Origin of the sequence: Dictyobacter vulcani (assembly GCF_008974265.1) — a bacterium.
Lineage (GTDB): Bacteria > Chloroflexota > Ktedonobacteria > Ktedonobacterales > Ktedonobacteraceae > Dictyobacter > Dictyobacter vulcani.
In genome coordinates this window covers 377,492-395,455 of record NZ_BKZW01000002.1, presented here as the reverse complement: position 1 = coordinate 395,455, position 17,964 = coordinate 377,492, and the positions used below count along the sequence as shown (strand labels likewise).

Annotated in this window: 20 protein-coding genes and 2 pseudogenes; 7 read left to right on the top strand and 15 right to left on the bottom strand. The window is 50.0% G+C overall.

Annotated features, from left to right (window positions below; all coding sequences use genetic code 11):
• Positions 1-80: 80 nt before the first annotated feature.
• From KDW_RS19675 to KDW_RS35075, 3 genes are read left to right on the top strand one after another with little or no spacing between them, the layout of a single operon-like run.
• Positions 81-935, top strand: coding sequence for a Mu transposase domain-containing protein (locus KDW_RS19675; RefSeq protein ID WP_162005418.1), 855 nt, complete (start codon positions 81-83; stop codon positions 933-935).
• A gap of 22 nt (positions 936-957) precedes the next feature.
• Positions 958-1,404 carry an ATP-binding protein gene (locus KDW_RS35080; protein WP_269822484.1) on the top strand — a complete coding sequence of 149 codons (447 nt, stop codon included), beginning with the start codon at positions 958-960 and terminating at the stop codon, positions 1,402-1,404.
• Positions 1,289-1,738, top strand: a complete 450-nt coding sequence (locus KDW_RS35075) for an ATP-binding protein (protein WP_371876262.1) — start codon at positions 1,289-1,291, stop codon at positions 1,736-1,738. The genes KDW_RS35080 and KDW_RS35075 overlap by 116 nt, the downstream gene beginning before the upstream one ends.
• 95 nt (positions 1,739-1,833) lie before the next feature.
• Here the strand turns inward: KDW_RS35075 and KDW_RS19665 are convergent, their stop codons facing one another.
• The 4 genes from KDW_RS19665 to KDW_RS19650 all read right to left on the bottom strand — a co-directional run bounded on the left by KDW_RS19665 (position 1,834) and on the right by KDW_RS19650 (position 4,334).
• Positions 1,834-2,472 carry a LysE family translocator gene (locus KDW_RS19665; RefSeq protein ID WP_198925372.1) on the bottom strand — a complete coding sequence of 213 codons (639 nt, stop codon included), beginning with the start codon at positions 2,470-2,472 and terminating at the stop codon, positions 1,834-1,836.
• Positions 2,473-2,643: 171 nt separating this feature from the next.
• Positions 2,644-2,940, bottom strand: coding sequence for a hypothetical protein (locus KDW_RS19660; RefSeq protein ID WP_151757673.1), 297 nt, complete (start codon positions 2,938-2,940; stop codon positions 2,644-2,646).
• Between the two features lie 279 nt (positions 2,941-3,219).
• Positions 3,220-3,867, bottom strand: coding sequence for a dihydrofolate reductase family protein (locus KDW_RS19655; RefSeq protein WP_151757672.1), 648 nt, complete (start codon positions 3,865-3,867; stop codon positions 3,220-3,222).
• A 137-nt stretch (positions 3,868-4,004) separates the two neighbouring features.
• On the bottom strand, positions 4,005-4,334 hold the full coding sequence (locus tag KDW_RS19650; protein WP_151757671.1) for a helix-turn-helix domain-containing protein: 330 nt from the start codon (positions 4,332-4,334) through the stop codon (positions 4,005-4,007).
• Positions 4,335-4,519: 185 nt separating this feature from the next.
• On the opposite strand from KDW_RS19650, the pseudogene KDW_RS19645 reads away from it, so the two are divergent.
• Positions 4,520-4,909: pseudogene (locus tag KDW_RS19645) on the top strand (transposase); the annotation flags it as partial.
• A 199-nt stretch (positions 4,910-5,108) separates the two neighbouring features.
• Here the strand turns inward: KDW_RS19645 and KDW_RS31885 are convergent.
• From KDW_RS31885 to KDW_RS19630, 4 genes are all read right to left on the bottom strand, one after another.
• A complete protein-coding gene (locus KDW_RS31885; protein WP_162005417.1) occupies positions 5,109-5,399 on the bottom strand; it encodes a hypothetical protein in 291 nt (96 codons plus the stop codon).
• Between the two features lie 98 nt (positions 5,400-5,497).
• Complete coding sequence (locus KDW_RS19640; protein WP_151757670.1) at positions 5,498-6,292, bottom strand: alpha/beta fold hydrolase; 795 nt, start codon at positions 6,290-6,292, stop codon at positions 5,498-5,500.
• Between the two features lie 238 nt (positions 6,293-6,530).
• Entirely contained in the window at positions 6,531-6,815 is a 285-nt protein-coding gene (locus KDW_RS19635) for a hypothetical protein (protein ID WP_151757669.1), read from the bottom strand.
• A gap of 1,626 nt (positions 6,816-8,441) precedes the next feature.
• A complete protein-coding gene (locus tag KDW_RS19630; RefSeq protein WP_151757668.1) occupies positions 8,442-9,233 on the bottom strand; it encodes an SDR family NAD(P)-dependent oxidoreductase in 792 nt (263 codons plus the stop codon).
• Between the two features lie 381 nt (positions 9,234-9,614).
• Between KDW_RS19630 and KDW_RS31880 the strand changes: the two genes are divergently transcribed.
• Positions 9,615-9,773, top strand: a complete 159-nt coding sequence (locus KDW_RS31880; RefSeq protein WP_162005416.1) for a hypothetical protein — start codon at positions 9,615-9,617, stop codon at positions 9,771-9,773.
• Positions 9,774-9,905: 132 nt separating this feature from the next.
• Here the strand turns inward: KDW_RS31880 and KDW_RS19625 are convergent, their stop codons facing one another.
• The 4 genes from KDW_RS19625 to KDW_RS31875 all read right to left on the bottom strand — a co-directional run bounded on the left by KDW_RS19625 (position 9,906) and on the right by KDW_RS31875 (position 14,475).
• Entirely contained in the window at positions 9,906-10,490 is a 585-nt protein-coding gene (locus KDW_RS19625) for a hypothetical protein (RefSeq protein ID WP_151757667.1), read from the bottom strand.
• Positions 10,491-10,985: 495 nt separating this feature from the next.
• Positions 10,986-11,687 carry a hypothetical protein gene (locus tag KDW_RS19620; RefSeq protein WP_151757666.1) on the bottom strand — a complete coding sequence of 234 codons (702 nt, stop codon included), beginning with the start codon at positions 11,685-11,687 and terminating at the stop codon, positions 10,986-10,988.
• Between the two features lie 836 nt (positions 11,688-12,523).
• Positions 12,524-13,471 carry a phosphotransferase gene (locus KDW_RS19615; protein ID WP_162005415.1) on the bottom strand — a complete coding sequence of 316 codons (948 nt, stop codon included), beginning with the start codon at positions 13,469-13,471 and terminating at the stop codon, positions 12,524-12,526.
• Positions 13,472-14,310: 839 nt separating this feature from the next.
• Positions 14,311-14,475, bottom strand: coding sequence for a hypothetical protein (locus KDW_RS31875; protein WP_162005414.1), 165 nt, complete (start codon positions 14,473-14,475; stop codon positions 14,311-14,313).
• Positions 14,476-14,713: 238 nt separating this feature from the next.
• Between KDW_RS31875 and KDW_RS19610 the strand changes: the two genes are divergently transcribed.
• Positions 14,714-14,995 carry a DUF1294 domain-containing protein gene (locus KDW_RS19610; protein ID WP_198925371.1) on the top strand — a complete coding sequence of 94 codons (282 nt, stop codon included), beginning with the start codon at positions 14,714-14,716 and terminating at the stop codon, positions 14,993-14,995.
• 290 nt (positions 14,996-15,285) lie between these two features.
• Here the strand turns inward: KDW_RS19610 and KDW_RS19605 are convergent, their stop codons facing one another.
• Together KDW_RS19605 and KDW_RS19600 are read right to left on the bottom strand one after the other, a co-directional pair.
• Positions 15,286-15,483, bottom strand: a complete 198-nt coding sequence (locus KDW_RS19605; protein ID WP_151757663.1) for a YwbE family protein — start codon at positions 15,481-15,483, stop codon at positions 15,286-15,288.
• Positions 15,484-15,892: 409 nt separating this feature from the next.
• The gene (locus KDW_RS19600; RefSeq protein WP_233097820.1) at positions 15,893-16,426 is read right to left on the bottom strand and encodes a P-loop nucleotide/nucleoside kinase family protein; all 534 of its coding nucleotides are present in this window, start codon (positions 16,424-16,426) and stop codon (positions 15,893-15,895) included.
• Between the two features lie 664 nt (positions 16,427-17,090).
• On the opposite strand from KDW_RS19600, the pseudogene KDW_RS36525 reads away from it, so the two are divergent.
• Positions 17,091-17,390 (top strand): annotated as a pseudogene (locus KDW_RS36525) (immunity protein CdiI family protein); the annotation flags it as partial.
• On the opposite strand, the gene KDW_RS36020 reads toward KDW_RS36525, so the two are convergent.
• Positions 17,358-17,648, bottom strand: coding sequence for a transglycosylase domain-containing protein (locus KDW_RS36020; protein WP_371876261.1), 291 nt, complete (start codon positions 17,646-17,648; stop codon positions 17,358-17,360). The pseudogene KDW_RS36525 and the gene KDW_RS36020 overlap by 33 nt on opposite strands.
• Between the last annotated feature and the right edge of the window lie 316 nt (positions 17,649-17,964).

Here is a 17,964-nt window from a genome sequence, read left to right as displayed (position 1 = left end):
AAAACATAAAAGCTTACTCATATGATCTGAGACAGCGCGTGCTTCGCGCAGTGGATCAAAAACGACCACGAGCGGAAATCGTGACGATATTTGCTCTCTCATTAGCGACACTCAGCGGCTCCAACATTGCCTTAACCCGCTTATATGCTCGATCGCCGAAAGGGAAACGAGTGTATGGTGCAGTTCCACGTAATAGACGAGCCAATATCACGCTTCTGGCTTCGCTCTCGCTTCTGGGAATGGGAGAGGCGTTCCTTCTTGAAGGCTCTGCAGATACTGCCGTTTTTGAACTCTACATTTTGCCTCTGCCTCCCTCAGACTACGAGTGTTGTGATATGGTGACCGTTCGGCTCAACCCGTATTCTCAAGCACAGTACGAGACAAACCGATATTCAGTCCCGGTCAAACATGCGCGCCGAACGGTGACGTTGAAAGCGTACCCTTTTACGATCGAGATTTTTGATGAGTCGCTTTTGCTCGCGAGCCATCCTCGCTGTTATGAGCGGGAACAGGATGTGTTTGATCCTCTTCACTACCTGCCCTTGATTGAAACTAAGCCAGCGTCGTTCGATTACGTGAAACCCCTGAAGCGCTGGCGCAAAGACTGGCCGACGTGCTATCACCAGATGTTACGTTTGCTGCGTGAGAGCTGGCCAGATGGCAAAGGGGTACAAGAATTTGTCAGGGTGTTGATGCTTCACGAGCGGTTTCCCGCTATCCAAATGGAACAAGCAATTGAACGCGCCATCTCCTACGGCTGCGTCCATCTGGATGGCGTGTTGTATTGTCTGCATGAATTGGCGAAGGAGGCGTTGCCATCAGAGCCAGAGGAACCCAAGCCCTTGGATCTGACTTCTCGCCCCGATTTAGATGCCATTGGCAACCAGCCAGTTGATTTGTCACGTTATGAAAAATTGTTGAAACTCCGTTGGTAGAAGAAGAAAGGAATGGTCCGCTATGCAGCCCTCTGGACAAAATCAGGATCACCAGGCGCTCCTGGAATCCCATCTACGCACCCTCAATCTTCCGGCATTTCTTCAGTTGTATCAAGCCTATGCGCGAGATGCGGCACGCAATGGCCTCTCGCCGGAGCAATTTTTGCTGGGTTTGTGTGAGGCAGAAGTGGCGGATCGCGATGCCAAACGCATTGAATCAGCTATCCGGCGCGCGAGGTTTCCTTTCATCAAAGAACTCGCCGATTACGATTTTACCGCCGTGGAAAATATTCCCAAAACCGCCATCCTTGAACTGGCCCAGGGGGGGATACATGAGTCGTGCGGAAAACCTCATCCTCGTCGGAAATCCGGGATTGGGGAAAACGCATCTCGCAATTGGCCTCGCTCTCGCGGCTTGCCGACAAGGCAAACACATTCGTTTCTACAAAGCGGCCGCCTTAATGAATGACCTGCAAATGGCTCAGAAGAAATTGACCCTTTCGGGCTTTCTCTCTCGTTTTGGCAGGATGGATTTGTTAGTCATCGATGAGCTTGGTTTTCTGGCCGTAGACAAGGCTGCGGCCCAGCTCCTCTTTCAACTCATCAGCGATCTCTATGAACAAGTTTCCATCGTCGTGACCAGCAATCTTCGCTTTAGTGATTGGAATGCCATTTTTGCCGATGACCGCATGACTACAGCCTTTCTCGATCGGCTCACTCACAAGGGGAGAATTCTTGAATTCGTCGGCGACTCGTACCGCTATCGCCATCGCTTGCAACAGGATGATCCGGTACAAGCCTGATCCATTTGTCTCCCCATTTTGACGTTCTGCCCAGGCGCATGCTCCTGGACAGGACGCTGCTCAATGCCATCAGTTCGGCTTCAGTCTCTCCTTGCTTACTTTTTCTCTGAGCCGGTGACTGCTGCGGTCAAGCCAAGCACGATATACACCCCTCCTGTCACATACCGTTGGGCTTGTCGGAAGCGCACATTCCTGGTGAGCACCTTTCCCACGGTCGATCCAAGGAGAGCGTAGAGACTATCTGTACAGAAGGCCAGCAGTACGAACAACACGCCAAAGACGAGAATCTGTCCAGTCACTGCTCCTCTGGCGGGATCGACAAACTGGGGGAGGAAAGCGTAAAAGAAGAGGGCCGTCTTGGGATTGAGTAATTGCACCAGAAATCCTTGACCAAACAACCGGGAGAAGCTCTGGGGCGCTGGTACTGGTGTTTGGGAACTCTCGTGCCGCGAAAGCAGCGTACGCAGGCCAAGGTAGATCAGGTAGGCAGCACCCAGGTATTTCACAATGCTAAAGGCGAGGGCTGAGGTCAGCAGCAGTGCTGAGAGCCCAAGCGTCGCTGCCACTGCATGCGTGAGGCTCGCTAGCTCAATTCCTCCGACTGAGGCCAGTCCTGCTCGCCTTCCCTGAGCCGCACTGCGGGTGAGAATATACAAGACGGAAGGACCAGGAATGAGGAGCAACCCTACCGCTGCTAGGAGAAAGAGTGTAATGGTTGACAAAGCGGGCATCATAATCTCCTTGAATGAAAGCAGACAACGGATCTTCCTTTAGCATATCAGCGAAGCAGTCCAGGTGGCCAACAGAAATTGTAGGTACAGCCAACCAGCCACATTGCCCGCTTTGAGTGCCGCAAGGTGACGATTCGCGTGGCGAGAGCGACGGGTTAGACTGGTGAGACGCTCTCACATCATCCCATTGAAGCGCTCAATAAACACCGTATTGGGTTGGATGCCTCCCGCCGGGAGAGCCAGGAGTTCCTCTGCCTGCTCAATGGTGCCTGGGGCCATATGTCGAATGACCTTGACCACCTGATGTTTCGCTGTTTTCTTGACGACTGTGCCAATCACGATCTCTGGCCACTCCTGCAAGCGGCAGCGTCCGCGTTTGTCTGATGGTTTGACTTTCTCGCGGAACGCCCGACGGATACTGTTGGGGTAGGCATCTGGCGAGTTGCCATGGTGAAATGGTACTTTGTCCAAACGTCAAATGGAAGAAAGTCGGCGACAAGGCATCACACGAAAGGCCACTTGGTTTAGTAACTTGTGCAAGGGTCAGTAATATCTCTTTTCTTTGAATTTTCCTGTCCAACACTCAGCAGTTTCTTTCTCTCAAGAAACTGCTGAGTGTCAAAACCGTTGGGAAAGTGAGACCCAGGGGGGTGCAACGAGCTAGAGGGGAACTTCGGCGGTGTACCAGCTCGTTGCTTGCCCGCATGTGTCACGGCCAACGACGTTATCGCGACATGGTTCTTTCTGTTCCTACTTCTCAACATCGTATGTGACATGAAGAACGTTTTGAGAAGACGAGACCGTTTCCCTGATCTTCACCTTGATATCGGGGTTCATGTTCGCAAAGAGCGGGGTGCCTTGACCAAAAAGGACCGGTACATAGTGGATCGTGAACTCGTCAATCAACCCTGCATTGAGATATTGCTGGACCACGTTGGCTCCTCCCGCTATTCTGATATTTCCATTGCCAGCAACCTCTCGCGCTTGACGAAGCGCACTCTCTGTACCGTCGTTGACAAAGTAGAATGTCGTGCCACCGGGGCGCACCCACGGTTGGCGTACTTCTTTGGTCAGGACAAAGACGGGAGTATGGAAGGGAGCCTCCTCAGGCCAGGAAGGCTCGCCGCAACTGAACATAATCTTTCCCATAATGCTCACGCTGGTACGTTGAAAGGTTTTTTCCTGCATGCTGTTCTCTCGACCTGTCTCGCCACCTTCGCCAATTTTGAGATTCTCGCGAAAGAATTCCTGCTGAAACACATAATGCATGAGTCCCATCCATTTTTTCGACCACTGCTTGTATTCCGGGTCGTTCATATGGGCAGGATCCATCCCTTCTGGAGCGGTGAAGCCGTCCAGAGACATCACCATGTCGAAAAACACTTTGCTTGTTTGCATAGCTCAATTCTCCTCTGTTTTTGATTGATCATTTGTGCGCAAGTCTTCCCTCGAAAGAGGCTTGAGATGCGCAAACAATGGTCACTGGGAGGAGTATACAGCTCATCAAAAGGCTCTGTCTTGAACAAAATGGACAGCTAACCCAACTCCCCTTTGCTGCCGAGACGAGCAATATGAGCAGGTGTGTATCCGATGAAGTGCTTGAGCGCTCTGGTCATATGTGACTGATCGGCATAGCCCGCCTGATATGCTGCATCAAGAAGTGAAACACCCTGTTCCAGAAGTGTTGTTGCCTGCTTCGCCCGCTCGATCTGCGAAATCATCTTGAACGTTAATCCGTTTGCAAATAGGAAACGGCGCCTTACTGTGCGCAATGATATATCCTGGGGATGACCGGCTAAGACCGCCTTCACGACCGGATCTGACACCAGCAAACGCTTGCGTACCAGCCAGTCAACAAACGTCATTGTACAGATTCCACCAGTTTAATGGGTCTGGCTCGCTTTTGGTGATGCCGCTCGCTTCCTTGCAGCTCTTCCATTGATCGGCATATGCTTCTTCATGAGGAAAAGGGATCTTGAAGAAGAAAGGTCCGAAACAGATGGAGGTGAAGCCTACTCTGGCCCTGCCAGAGGGATTGGAACTTATCGGACTGGAAAAGCAGGCTACTTTTCTGTTCCTGCGACGACTTGAAGAGCTGGATGAAGAGGAGCAAGAGCAACTCCAAGAGCTTTGCCACCTCTCAGAAGAAGTGGACCTAGCTTACGATCTCGTCCAACAGTTTGCAAAGATGCTGCGCATGCGCACAGGAGAGAAGCTCGATACTTGGCTCGCTCAAGCACAAGCGAGTCAGATCCCTGAATTGCGCAGTTTTGTCGCTGGGGTGGAGCGAGACAACGCAGCAGTCAAAGCTGGTCTCACCTTGCCTCAGAACAATGGACTCGTTGAGGGAAAGGTTCACAAACTCAAGCTCCTTAAACGGATGGGCTACGGCAGGGCGAACTTCCCCTTGCTACGCCAGCGAGTTCTTCATGCCTTGTAATCCTTCTTGTAAAACGAATGGAAATTTCTGAACCGTTCCCCTCCCCTAAAAATCAGGCGAGCGGCATCACCAAAAGCGAGCCAGACCCGCTTATTTCCAAAATTTACATGTAGCGCGTTCTACAGGGCTTTTTTTGTTTTTTGAAAAAGGGCTTTTATTTTCTTCTACTGGCTCATGGTTTGATGAGAGTTCTTCCGTTCTAATTTTGGATATCGATCCTGTTTTTTGGCCGTTTCTCACGCAGATTCTGAATGTACGTCCAATCAATCTCGCCTGAAGAAAAGAGCCGATAGGTCAGACCAAACTGAGCAGCGTAGGCTTCTCCTGGAGGGCAAAACCAGGAACCATCAGGCCGTTGCTGATAGCGAAAAGGCATCTTTTTCAGTATGCCTGGTCGTGACGTTAAAGCGCGTCTGGCTCGCAATGCGCGCAGCCGAGCCACTGGCCAGGTCACCATCACACTGTTCGGCGTTCCAGAGGGGTTTGCCACCTTCCTTCGCCTGGCCTCAGCGTCACAGGAGAGCATGCAAGCCTAGAGTTTTGATGGATGAGTGAGCAACGACTGGCGCCGGGCTCCATTGGAGCTGCTCAACTCAGGAAGAACGCTTTCAACGCAGGAGCAAGGACGTCGTCAGCCGGGCCGTGGTCCTGACCTGCCAGGAGGCGGTGCTGAGCATTGGGCAGGATGCCCACGAGCGTTTGCGTTCCGTGGTGGAAAAACGCCGGGCTCGCTCCTCCGACCATGACCAGTGTGGGCACGGTAACAGAGGCCCACTTCCTGAGGGTCGCGGGATTGCCGCTCATGGTCTCTCCCATGATAGTGCCGTCGTAGGGGAGCGTATGCGCCAGCGCCTCTAACTGTGGCCGCATTGGCCCATTTCGCATCTGGGCAACGAGTTCAGCAGGAACGCGCATCGCATCGATCAGGAAGTACTCAATCGCCTTGCCCCGGCGATCTGCCGCGATCAGGGCGTTGAGATGCTCGACGTAATCCTGCGGGATTGGGGGACGGCTCTGGTCGACAATGAACGGTGGTTCGTACAGCGCCAGCTTCTCGATCTTGTCTCCGAGCAGGCGCGCAGCCTCCAGGGCCAGAACCGCACCGGAGGAACCCCCAAAGACGCACGCCGATCCGCCAGCCTCGGCGATTAAGGCGTCGATGTCCTCGACCTCGCGCTTAACTGCGTAAGGTGCTCTGTCCCCGCTGCCGCCTCGGCCACGCCGGTCGTAGGCGAACACGGTGAAATGTGGTGCCAGGGCTCTCGAAAGCCCTGCTTCATCCAGGCGAGTCCCCATCGCACCAATCACCAGGATGAGCGCTGGTCCCTGGCCTGACTTATCGAACGCGATGGAGGTACCATCTTTGGAAATGACTGTTCTCATACTGGTTCCTCTCAGGTGGACTACCTTCTGCTTCTCTTTTGCTTCGAGAAACAGTGTACCACCATGGACCGAAAAAAACTTCTCCTGGCTTGCTCTTTACAGCCGGAGAGATTGGGCTGAGAGCCAATGGCTCAATTTTTCTGAAGAGTGCTCCAGCACTCTTGTGTTGACCTGGGATGGTGTGACGATTTAGTCCTGTCAATCAGCTCGTTGCGCAAGTCGTGGGATATGTATCATCTCATACGCCCTTGTAAGCCCATCCCTTTTCTTCATCAATCCAGGGACAACGACCACTAAAAAACCAGGAGGCTAAATCATCCAAACGTTCATAGGCATGAGAGAAATATTTAGGTTCATGAGCGATGGTCTTTTCCCAAGCGGGATGAGAAGTATGACCACGCACAAAAGTTGAAAGATAAAAAAATCCATCGGCTAGCCATCGTGGAAGCATGGTATCATGCTTGTTTTTCCGCAGACAGTATTCATCGGCAAATTGCTCGTCTTCCAATTGCTCCTTTGTCAACTGCTCTAGCTCCTTGAGTCACGCGCTAAGCTGCTCGTTGCGAATACTGATAGTCCTACAACACGCACGCATCGGCTTCAGTGAGCCGAGAAACGCGTTCCTTATCCCATAATCTGTCAATTCGCAACGAAGCAGAAAAGGAACCCCTCTCCGCGCACGAAATCTACGCGAGCAAGTGTCGCTAGTTCACGCTCATCCATACCAAATGCTCTCTTTAGTCGCTTGTTTAATCGGGCATCTTTTATGTGATAATAGTCAGACTTCATGTTTCTTTCGCAATCATACCATACCATAAAAGGCTCCTCCATTTTTATGACAGCCCCCCCCCTCCCCCCATGCCGATCCACGGAAATCTATTACAGCTTGCCTGATCGTATCCTCTCACTAGAGAAAACCACCACATTGCTTGTCTGGTACCCTCAAAGGCACTGTCATCTCTGTATAATGGTCGAGCCCGGAGCTAACTGGCCCAGTCGGATCCTGTTTGCGAACTCTAGCCGATACCCTATCTCTATTGCCGTTGCGTTCTCATGAAGTAGAATCAGTCTGGCGGCACGTAGGTGGATTGCAGGAAAACTCCTGTGTCTCCTTTGCATTGACGTGTAAGGTGAGAAGAAAACACCTCCGGAAGGAAGAGCTTTAATGAAATGTAGCGCTCAGAGGTCTTCTTTTGTGGGTGGAGGGAGTGTTGGTTGCGGTGAGGAGATTGGGATGTGGAGTTGGTGGGGTGGGCATGGGCACTCAAAGTTTCCATCTCTGTTTGCCTGTTGTATTGGGGTGTATGATGGGTTGTGGTTTGTGTATGGGTGGGGCTGGTGTGAGTGTGCTATTGTGTGAATTACGTAAGGGGTGAGGTGATCTGGGGGAGAGCGTTCAAGGGCCAGGGCGGACCGCGGTGACGGCTGCCTTGATCTGCAGTGGCTGGTGGCGCTGTCGTGGGATTAGGTGTACTGCAAGAAATCAAGCATTAATCAAATTGCGCAAGCGGATACCCATGATTTATCAAAAAAGGGCTCCTGGCCATTTTATGCCCGATTTTTGCACTTTCGTTCTCTAGAGAAAAGAACGTTGGCTCGGCAGCCAGCCAGGGTCTAAACGTTGTTACTTCCTGAAAGAGCGAGACCAAGAGCAGTGGCTCACCCAGATCTTTGGCCTCTCTTTCGTCTTTTATGGACTTATTCTACATTTGTACTGCTCTGGCCTCGTGGCGGGCACGAAACGACGAGGCCAGCAGTACAATGGTCACTTCCAGCTGTCTCCTAGAAACTTCGTTCAGCTCGTCCGTGCCGCTCACGGAGATCACCAGACCAGGGTCTAACGTTGTTATCTCCTGAAGAGCGACAAGAGGGCATCTCACCGGCGGCTCGCAACTATCCGTTCTTCATTGCATCCTTGCCATAAAAGAGGAGGTACTGCGAGAAGGCTAACACAGATGTTTTGGCCCTCTTTCGTATGGACCCTTCTAGCCATTGTTACTTAGGCTGGGTCCTTTCGCATGCGAAACGCAGATGGCCACGCAGTAACAATGTCCCTTCAGTTCTCTCTAAAATTTCTGCGGTCCGCCGCCACGGAGATCATCTGTCCTGTCACCCCAGCGCGCCTGCTGAGGAACGAAAGACAATCACATCAGCGAGATCCTTCGGGTTGTCCGGCGCGTCCGAGAGGGGTCTCAGCAGCGATCTGTGCCTCAAGTTCTGGCGTAATCCAGCCTGTTTGTACCGGTCCCGGCGAGATAATGTTGGCCGTAATGCCATATCTGCCCAGTTCTTCGGCTGCCGCGCGCGTATACGATTCCAGGGCATATTTGCTCGCTCCATAGGAGATTTCGTGGAAGAAACCGGGCGCTCCGTCAGTGGTGATACTGATAATGCGCCCCCAATGGATGCCACGCGCTCTGCGCCTTCGAGCAAACTCCGCGATCAGCAGAGCCACAGCCCGGCTATTCACTGCGAAATGCCGATCGTGGGTCTCCGATGTGATCTCCGTGATTGCGTAGCCGCCAGGAGCCAGATCGGTTGACCCGGATTGGAACGTATCGGCTGTGCAATAATCGGCATTGTTGATAAGAATATCCACTGGCCCCAACAATGCCTCTGCCTGCTCAAACAGCAAGGGAATCGTGGCCGGGTCGGCGAGGTCAGCTTCTATGGCTTCTGCCCGACCTCCCCTTTCACGAATGGCCTGGACAACTTCCTCCGCTGATTTGCTCCGTTGGTGATTGTAATAAGCCAGGCCGGGCGTGGTTATCTCTATTTCGGCGGCGGATTGGCCCTTGACTCCATCTAAGTGCGGCATCCTGAGAAAATTCATGAGCACGGCAACACCTTCGGCTGCAAGTGCTTTCGCCGTCGCAGCTCCAATGCCGTGGTTTGCGCCAGTAACAATGGCAACTTTGTTCTGCAATCCAGTATGAATCATAAAATCCTCCTTCATAGCCTAGTGTGCTGATATGTTGTCCATACATGAATGAAGCAGACGCGCGCGTCCTAAGTGAGGCATTCTGACAGATCTACCGGGAAGAGTATGTGTACCAGTGGTAGGCAGAAGAGGGCGTCTTCAATGCTTGATAGATATGAGGAAAGAGACACACTCATGAGCAGCAAATAGGCCAGAAGGCATTCTTCGTCAGCAAACACTCAGGCATGCGTTTTCCGCATGATGGAACAAGCCCTTCTGGGCGAGAGAAGCGTTGTCTGCTGTATGACGAGATCGCTACTTCTGTGTTTTGCCACCCATATATCTCGGTGTCTCCTTTCTACAGTCTTGCAAGAAGTATACAGAACAGGTAATTAAGAGTCAATGGCTACTGCGCCTGAAATGTTTGAAATGATTGTTCTGTTATTGGGGGTCGAGCAGGCTGGCATTCAACTCCGCTTCTTTGAGAATCTCGACCACGAGCAGGAAGTTACCGAGCGTAAAATTCTCCTAGAACCTGTCTTGACATTCTTGCGTGGCTAAATGGGGATGTGCGTCCGAGTGGACGCACATCCCTCGCTCGTTCCTACATTGGTGTACATACAAGCTTTTTTGCATGTAATATCGCTCACGCCCGCTACTTTGCGGCTGGTGGCAGCTTCCGTAGCGCTACCCCTACTTGGGCGTCTTCGGTGGTAATCCAGCACAATCCAGTTCAAGGGAATTATATTGCCCGACACCTATTCTTGTGCCTTTTTGTCCATTATTGTTTGAAAATTGTACTGCGGTAATTGTGCGGCCCGAGGTGAGATACACCCACGGGTCAGTTGGCTGGTATAGGTTTTGATCTACATTGATTACCGCTACCCTCGTTGACCCATTGTAAAAGCCATAACTAATGTTCGCCGTACCATTAGGAGTAGGAACGTAGACAGAAAAATCGCAGGAGCGAGTATCAATGCCTGAGGGTATATGCCACACGGCAGATGATGTCTGAACATTGCCATTAGAGTCAGTATATGCGGAAGGGACGCCATCATAATCTGTAAAATAAGCCCAACCTGGATTGCCATGGTTAGTAAGTACAGGGGTGACGTGATAGGTACCTGATAATGGGGCCAGTGTATGATGAGATGCGATAATCGCATGTTGAGAGGATGTAACACTGCTGTTAGCAGCAAGTGCTGGCTCAACGCCCCCAATCAGGAGAACTAGCGCACTAGCAAGAGGTGGTATGATCCGGGCAAATAATTTGTGCATCAATAAATCCTTTCATTTAAGAGACTCTCCGAGTTTCAACATATCTGGAAAAATACATCTATCAGAGAAGCGACCCATTGGTGGAGAACAGGAGGTGCTTTGTTCCTCCGCTATTGACGAGTATAGAGGCAAAAGGAGCAGAAAAACAGGCCATCTACACGCCATGTTGCGGACATGTCCCTATGGTGTACGCCATCGTTCCTCGAGTTTTTCTGGTGGTGGGGAATAGGGGCTTTCGTACGGTTCATAATACTATTGCTAAATTCGTTACCAAGCTGAAATCAGACAGAAATGATTACTTGTGTTGAGCATAAAGAAAATAATTTAGCAACAGTATCCATTAATACTCAAGGGCCGAAGGCAGTTGGCTGGATGATTGTCTGCAACGATTTCCAGACAACATTGGCAGCAGAAAGCCAGGATCCGCGAGCATTTGAGGCAGAGAGAAACACATATTCTTAAACATGCAGGAGATATGAACCGACTCCAGGTAGTCTACTCGGGCTGCATGGGGTCAAATGGCTTTGTCTGTTGTGCGGGCAACAGCAGGTGCTCCGTACACACGGCACGATATCGATCATGTAGACGCAACCCTTCGGGCAGAAGGTCAGGTAAGGTCTCCATGTCAAATGCTCTGTTATCACGTACATCATATATTTGACTATTGCGGGCTACACGTCCGCATTTTGGATCGCGTTCACCATTCACTGGATATGCACATTTGGCCGTACAAACGACAACTTTTGCGCCATATCTACGGGCATCTACCACCAGGCCAAACTGATTACCGCTCGCGCCTTGATCAAGCCCCGCCGCATACACTCGCTCAATACCAGCCAAAGCCCACCGTCCCATGATTTCACGATAGAGACCTGAGATTGGCCGCCGCTGATGATCAAAGCCAAACATGAACCATTCTTCCAGAAAAATAGTCTTGATACCGCGCAGTACAAGCTCCTCAACCGGAATATCACCAAGCGCTTCTACGGCTGTACAGTTTGGAGTGAGAACCTCGTTTGCACTCACGACATAGCCACGAGGAGCTATGACCACCTCTCGAACATCCACTCCCGGCCTATATGCTTCATAAGGAATGCCGAGGTGAGTAAGTTCGCCCATCTTACCATAGAGTCGCGTCGTTTTACCAGCACCCATAGGCCCAGTATAAACGGTTACTTCCGGCAATACCTTCGTCATTGATACTAACCTGACCTACTCAAAATTCAGCGTTTCCGCAGCTGTTATCTGCAAAATGGCGAAGCTTTGACAGTTTCATCATAAAAAAATGCAGCTCTACCGATGTTGCGACCGGTCAGACTGCCTCTTTCTCCACGATAAATGGAGAGCTACTGATCAAAACCCGTACGCGTAGTATATCACCACAAAGATGAAATGCCTACCTACACTGGCTCCTTCGGTTATCTGTTCTAAAACATATCATCTTTGCTCGCTTCAAGCAAAATGGTATACCATAGCAAAACAGAAATAGCAGTATGAGTAGTTTGATCACATTACAGGGTCCTTTCCACATAGTTACAAGTCACTCTGTCTATGCATAAGCATAAGCTGGAAAGGCTTCAGATGTTCTGACTTTCAAAAAGCCCTGTGAGGGATTGAAAAGAGATTAACATACTTACTCGCTTAACTCTACAATCATGATAGATACGCGAGAAAGTGAGAGGAACGATGTCCACTGATCAAACTGATCATCAAAAGCGCATAAAATCAATCTCATACACATGCCTATCTATCAGCATTTTTGTCACAGTGGTATTCCTTGCCTCTGTCCTGTATGCTCCTATTGTCAACCAATTTTTTCGTCAGCCATCGGTGTCACAATCAGTTTCTACATTAAAGAGATACCCGGCGTTCCTTATATCAACACCACCTGTAACCCCACAGGTTAGCCTTCCATATACAGCGCTTCATGGCTTGTCGCTGACGGTACGGTCGTCGGGACACTGTATCAGAAAGTACTCTCTGATACAGTGTCCCTTGAATCGGATCAAACGTTATCGATAATGCGGAATCAGCTAGAGTGTAGGCAAGGTAAGCGTATCGATACCATACATCCAGTACAGCAGCCTCGTCTCGACCATTTCCTGACCCGAATGATAGCGTTCCCAGACTAACATTGTCCAGACAGGCTGGATCAAGGCCACATACTTGAGAGCATTATTGAGATGCTCCAGTTCGTAGCCAGTAAAAGGACGAATGCTCGTGTAACCGGTATAGAGAGCACGATAGAGATCAGGATCAAAGACCGCCCAGCAGTCTGAGCCCGTTGGAGGTTCCACAAAACAGAAGCCAATGACTGTCTGCACAAAGTCCATCAGCGCCGCACTAACGCCTATTTCCTGCCAATCAACAAAGGCCACGAGCCGCCCTCCTTCAAAGAGACAGTTGCTTGTATCCAGATCCCCATGTATGATCGCCTGGGGAAAAGTCGCGGGTTGAAAAGAGCTCAGGGAATTAAAGACGTTGCGTGTCTCGCTCAGTCGTTCTGGCCCATACATCTCGATGGCCTTCTGAAGTGCATTGGGAAGATACTGCTCATCGAGCCAGTGCCGTTTCTCGGGTAAATGAGCGCAGGAAATGAGATGCAGTTTGGCCAGGTGAATACCAATCTCGCGACTAACCACAGGCGAAGGTTCAGGCATATTGCCAGGAAGTCGATGCAGAACCACCGCCTCACAGTCTGGACTCTGGTAGAAAACCTGCCCGTTGGGAGCCTTGAGATAATAGGCTGTAACGGTGAACTCCTGCTCCTCCAGTCGCTGTAGGAAAGGCAGACCGTTGAGTACATCCTCTAGCGTCGTATTGATGATAATCTTGAAGAGATAGTCGCCGACATTCGTTGTCACCAGATAGTTCTGATTCGTGCCAGGTGCACGCTCAAAGGTCAGGACCTGACCAAGGGCGAAGTGGTCAGCGATGGCTGCAAGTTTTTCTTCCAGGGTACGTTCCGTGGTTGGAGACATACTGAGTTCCTTTCTCAATCGATGTGAGGGACGCATCAAGTGAACCAGGAACATGGTACATACTCCAGAGAACCGCCGGTCGGACTATCAGCGCGCACCTCACGGTTCATTTCTGGGCCAGAGAAACACAAAAGCCGTGAGCAATACGAAATAATCGCCCACAATCCTCTTTTTTCACGTGTTGGACTACAATTCGGTTGGCATTTGCTCCTGAAAAAAGGCATGGCATGGCTGTGGGCGAGTGAATTGCGGTATGCAATGCCCACAACAGCGCGTTCGGAAGCCGTATTTCCGCATGAATTTGACGACGCTGGTCATAACCATCCTTCTGATAAGAACACGTTCTGAGCGTGCTTCCCCTGGATCTTCAACAAGAATACATGGATTTTCATCAAAAGGCAAGCCCGGTATATGTTCAGGCCAGGGTTTCTCAAAAGTCTTGAAGCAACCAGGGAAACGCTTCCTTATCAGGATGACTCATGCAAGGTCACCACAACTCACATCACCCTGGAACTCAGAAAGTAAAAGAGAGAGCGGTAGACCTTGTTGAACTAAAGGAAGGAAGAACTTCGTACTAAATATCATTTTGGATAGCGTTCTTTATATTCATTATACCGTTGCTGTAGTTTACGTAAGTTTTTCCTGGTCGAATACAAGTGTAAGATACTTCCTATTATTGCTATCGATAGCAGAATAACACCTATACCTTCCCTTGGCATCCCTCTTATCCGAGAAATTTACAGCAGCACTCGCCTCCAGTTCGGAAGCCTTCATACAGATTGCTTCGATCCGGCTTATGCTTTCTCGGTTGTCTCCTTGTTCATTACTCAATCTTGTGCTTAGGACACTCTCTTCCCATGTCGGCTGAGGTGATAGTAGGTTAGCCCGTCCCACAGTGTAAGGGGAGCACTACCACAATCCGCATAGAGAGAAACTGGATCAGTTCGGGCAGACTGTACAGCAAACGCCTGGTGTGCTTGCTCAAGCGTCTGCTCTGCTTGCATCTCTTCACTTTTCGCAAGCGCTTTGTGAAAACGCTTTCCATAATATAGAATAAGGGTGTGCTGATTGAGTCCTGTAAGGAACCAGGACCTGGCAGAGAGTCAATCTTGTAGAAAATATTCACTTATCCGCGAGAGGCAGGATTTCCCAATCTATTCAAACTCACAACACATTGTATGATACTGACATACAAGCAAAGCTAATTTTGCTTGTATGTCGCTAAGAGAGACGAGGGCAAACGTGGCATTTATTATTGGTTATTTTCTCGTACTGAACATCCTCACTTTTGTCGTCTATGGCCTGGATAAGCGTTCAGCCAGAATGGGAGGACGAAGAGTTCCAGAGACCGTCTTATTGTTCCTCGCATTTGCTGGCGGTACCCCTGCCGCCTATGCTGCACGGAAATACTTCAGGCATAAGACGATCAAACGCCCCTTCATCACAAGGCTGCGGCTTATACTCATCGTTCAAATAGGTATTTTACTGCTCTCTATGGTGTTCTTTTTCTATGGAAAGGTTTAGCCTGGCAGTAGAGTAATCAGCCTGAATTAATCTGAGCGAGCATATCCATGACGATCTCTTCTGGATCTTTTTCATCGGTCGGGATATGAACAAGCAAAGCCCAGAGAGGCAAACGAGGTGATGCAGGCATCACCTCGTCTTGAATAGCATATCACGTGTCATGATCAGCTTTCGTTTGCACTCAGTTCAAACGCAAACTCCAACAGTGGATAGTACCCAGGTTTTGCGCTCACGATACCTGGGTACTATCCACTGTTGGAAATGGAGCAAGTTCATCCTTGTGTGGCATGTTACTCTTCGATTTTCTGTACGCGCCCGACCTGTCCATCGACAAGCCGTACCTTGATCCCATGTGGGTGAGAAACGGAGTTGGTCAAAATATCCTTGACGACCCCTCGGGTCAATTTTCCTGTTCGCTGGTCTTGCTTGAGGACGATTGATACTTCGATTCCCGAGCGGATATCTTGACGGAGGCGTCCATCTGGCATTCAGTTTCGCTTTCTACTACTATTCCTGGTGAATGGATGTTGTTACGTCACCATCCATAGCAACATGCCTTCCCTTCATGAGTCCATTTTCTTCTGTTGCGTTCAGGAGAGACAACATACCGGAACCACTCGCTCTGACAATGCGCCAAGGGAAAGCTTCTGCGGGCTCGCTCAAAAGCGAGTGGGCAGACTGTTCCACGTATTGTACTCCTCAAGAAGCGTGACTGTCCATCTTTGAGTCGAGAGGTATATGAGCTCAACCGGGTAGGAAGTGGAGAGAGGTAGGGCTTCCAAACGAGACCAGAAGGCGATTGACAGGCAATAAGGATAGAGAGTCTGGAGGGCAATTTAACCCTTTAGGCCCTTTCTCTCACCTCTATGCAAACTCTTTCCCCTGCATTTCAAATGCTCATGCATATTCATTGGGGAACGACGGCCAGCGTGAGGCCGCCCAGGAAGACCAGGACTCATATCCAGGAGGGGCGTCTTCCAGAATGGTACCATTCAGCTCAGCTTCATCCGGTTCGTTTTCGTTAAAGAACGCACGCCATTTCATCAGTTCCTCTTCGCTCATCTGCCATGTCTGGTCCGGCCTCTCTCCATAGCGGCTTTGGACACGCTTCCATTGCGTTTCGGGGTCAATCGGCAAATAAATCACCTGGCTTTTCGCTCCTATCTGCCTGGCGATCCATCTCAGAGACGACCGTTCATCTTTGCTCCAAAATCCGAAATCCAGGATGACGTTGGTATGAAGCTGAAGAGCACGCAGAGCTATCCAGATCAAACGACCTTCCAGGACATCTCTTGTTTCCGGATCGTTTCTTCCAAATAATGTCTTCATCCACTCATCAGGAGTCAACCGTAAGGCGGAGGCTTCCACTTCTAATTGCCTGGCTTTTGTTGTCTTGCCAGCCCCTGGAAGCCCTACCAAGAGATACAACATTGCAGGTTCTTTCATACCTGCATTATGGCACATTGAGGGGCCTTGATGGCGAGTCTATCCTCCTGGCGTTTGTTCAGTTTATAAATCGCTCTGAAAAAACCGCTCCCCATCAGGTATACTGTTTCTCAAACGTGTAAATAATGAACGGCTCGACAGCCGTCCTGATAATGACTGGGGCAAGCGCAAGAGCGAGCGGGAACTCATCCTCCGTTTACACGCCACAAAAGAAGACGTACCCAGCAGTGGCATCGTACTCGATGCCACACAGCCGCTTGTCAGCGTCGTGGACGAAATCCTTAACCATGTCCGAGCTTCGGCTTGATTTCGAAAGACCTACACGCTTTGTGCTCATTCATTTCCTGATCTGTTACTCGAGAAGCGCTTATTTCTCCTTTTATCGGCTAATTTATCTTCTATATCTACGCAAACATCTGAAATTATTTATGCTTTAATGCTGTTTTTACTTGCTATTCTGCCCCTGGTGACAGATCAGTAACCGCCTTTGTCTGAAGGGACTCTCAGCAACAGGAGGCTAACGAATAGAGCGTGTGGGGGGTCGCAGCGATTCTGCGCTCCCGATCAGCCCACCAAAACCACAGATTCTGTCAGACACAACAAGGTAATTTTCGAATTCAAAGAGATAATAGAACATGAGGGAAAGAAAATGATGAACACGAAACCACAGTATGTCATCCGCTTTTTTTTTGACGCGGGAAGCGCAACGTGCTTTTGGCCTGTGAATGACGATGCACGCAAACGCTTCGGGAGCTATATTCAGCCAGAAGATTTGCCGCTATCAAAAGCAACCATTAAGTGCGCTGATGACATCGTGGATTGGCAGACAGCGTCATTGAACTGGAATTATCCTCCCGATCCAGGTCCCTGGCGTCAGGATGAGTGTGACCACTTTAATCAAGCAGTAAAGGAACTCTTAGAAGAAATTTATAAGGAATTGGCAGATCATTTTGAAATCATTAATGAGTTTAAAGAGATAAATGAAGATCCAGATCTGAGTCTTGGTATATTTATGTGTAAGTCCGACAGCGAGAACCGCTTCCTGCAATTTGCGCTGGAAGGTATGCTGGCTATTATGAGAAAGGTTCTTAATCACCTGCTGGGTAATGGTGCTAGCACCGCCTTGCTGCTTTCCAGCAGCCCGCAGAATACTCTCTGTATTAATCCCTGAATTCGTCCAGAATGTTCTATCTTCAATCGCGGTCATTGCATCTTGCATCACTCGGGGAATATTGGTAGATTGCACTGAAATCCGTCTGCCTTCCGCGTTTTGCTGATCGTAGAGCAACACAGTGTTGCGATCATAGACGCGCGTATCTTTCGGTAACGCTTGATGCATATACTGGTCCACCTTCGGTAACTGCTGAAGGTAGTACAGGTAAAGAAGAGAGCAAGAGAAGGTCATGAAAACATCGATCGCAGCGAAAATAACAAGCACAGCCTGCTTCCACCTTCTCCCTTTGCCTTTTCTGGCTTGCTTTCCCAGGGGTTCGGGAAAGGGAAGCTGAGAGGTGGTAAGGGGA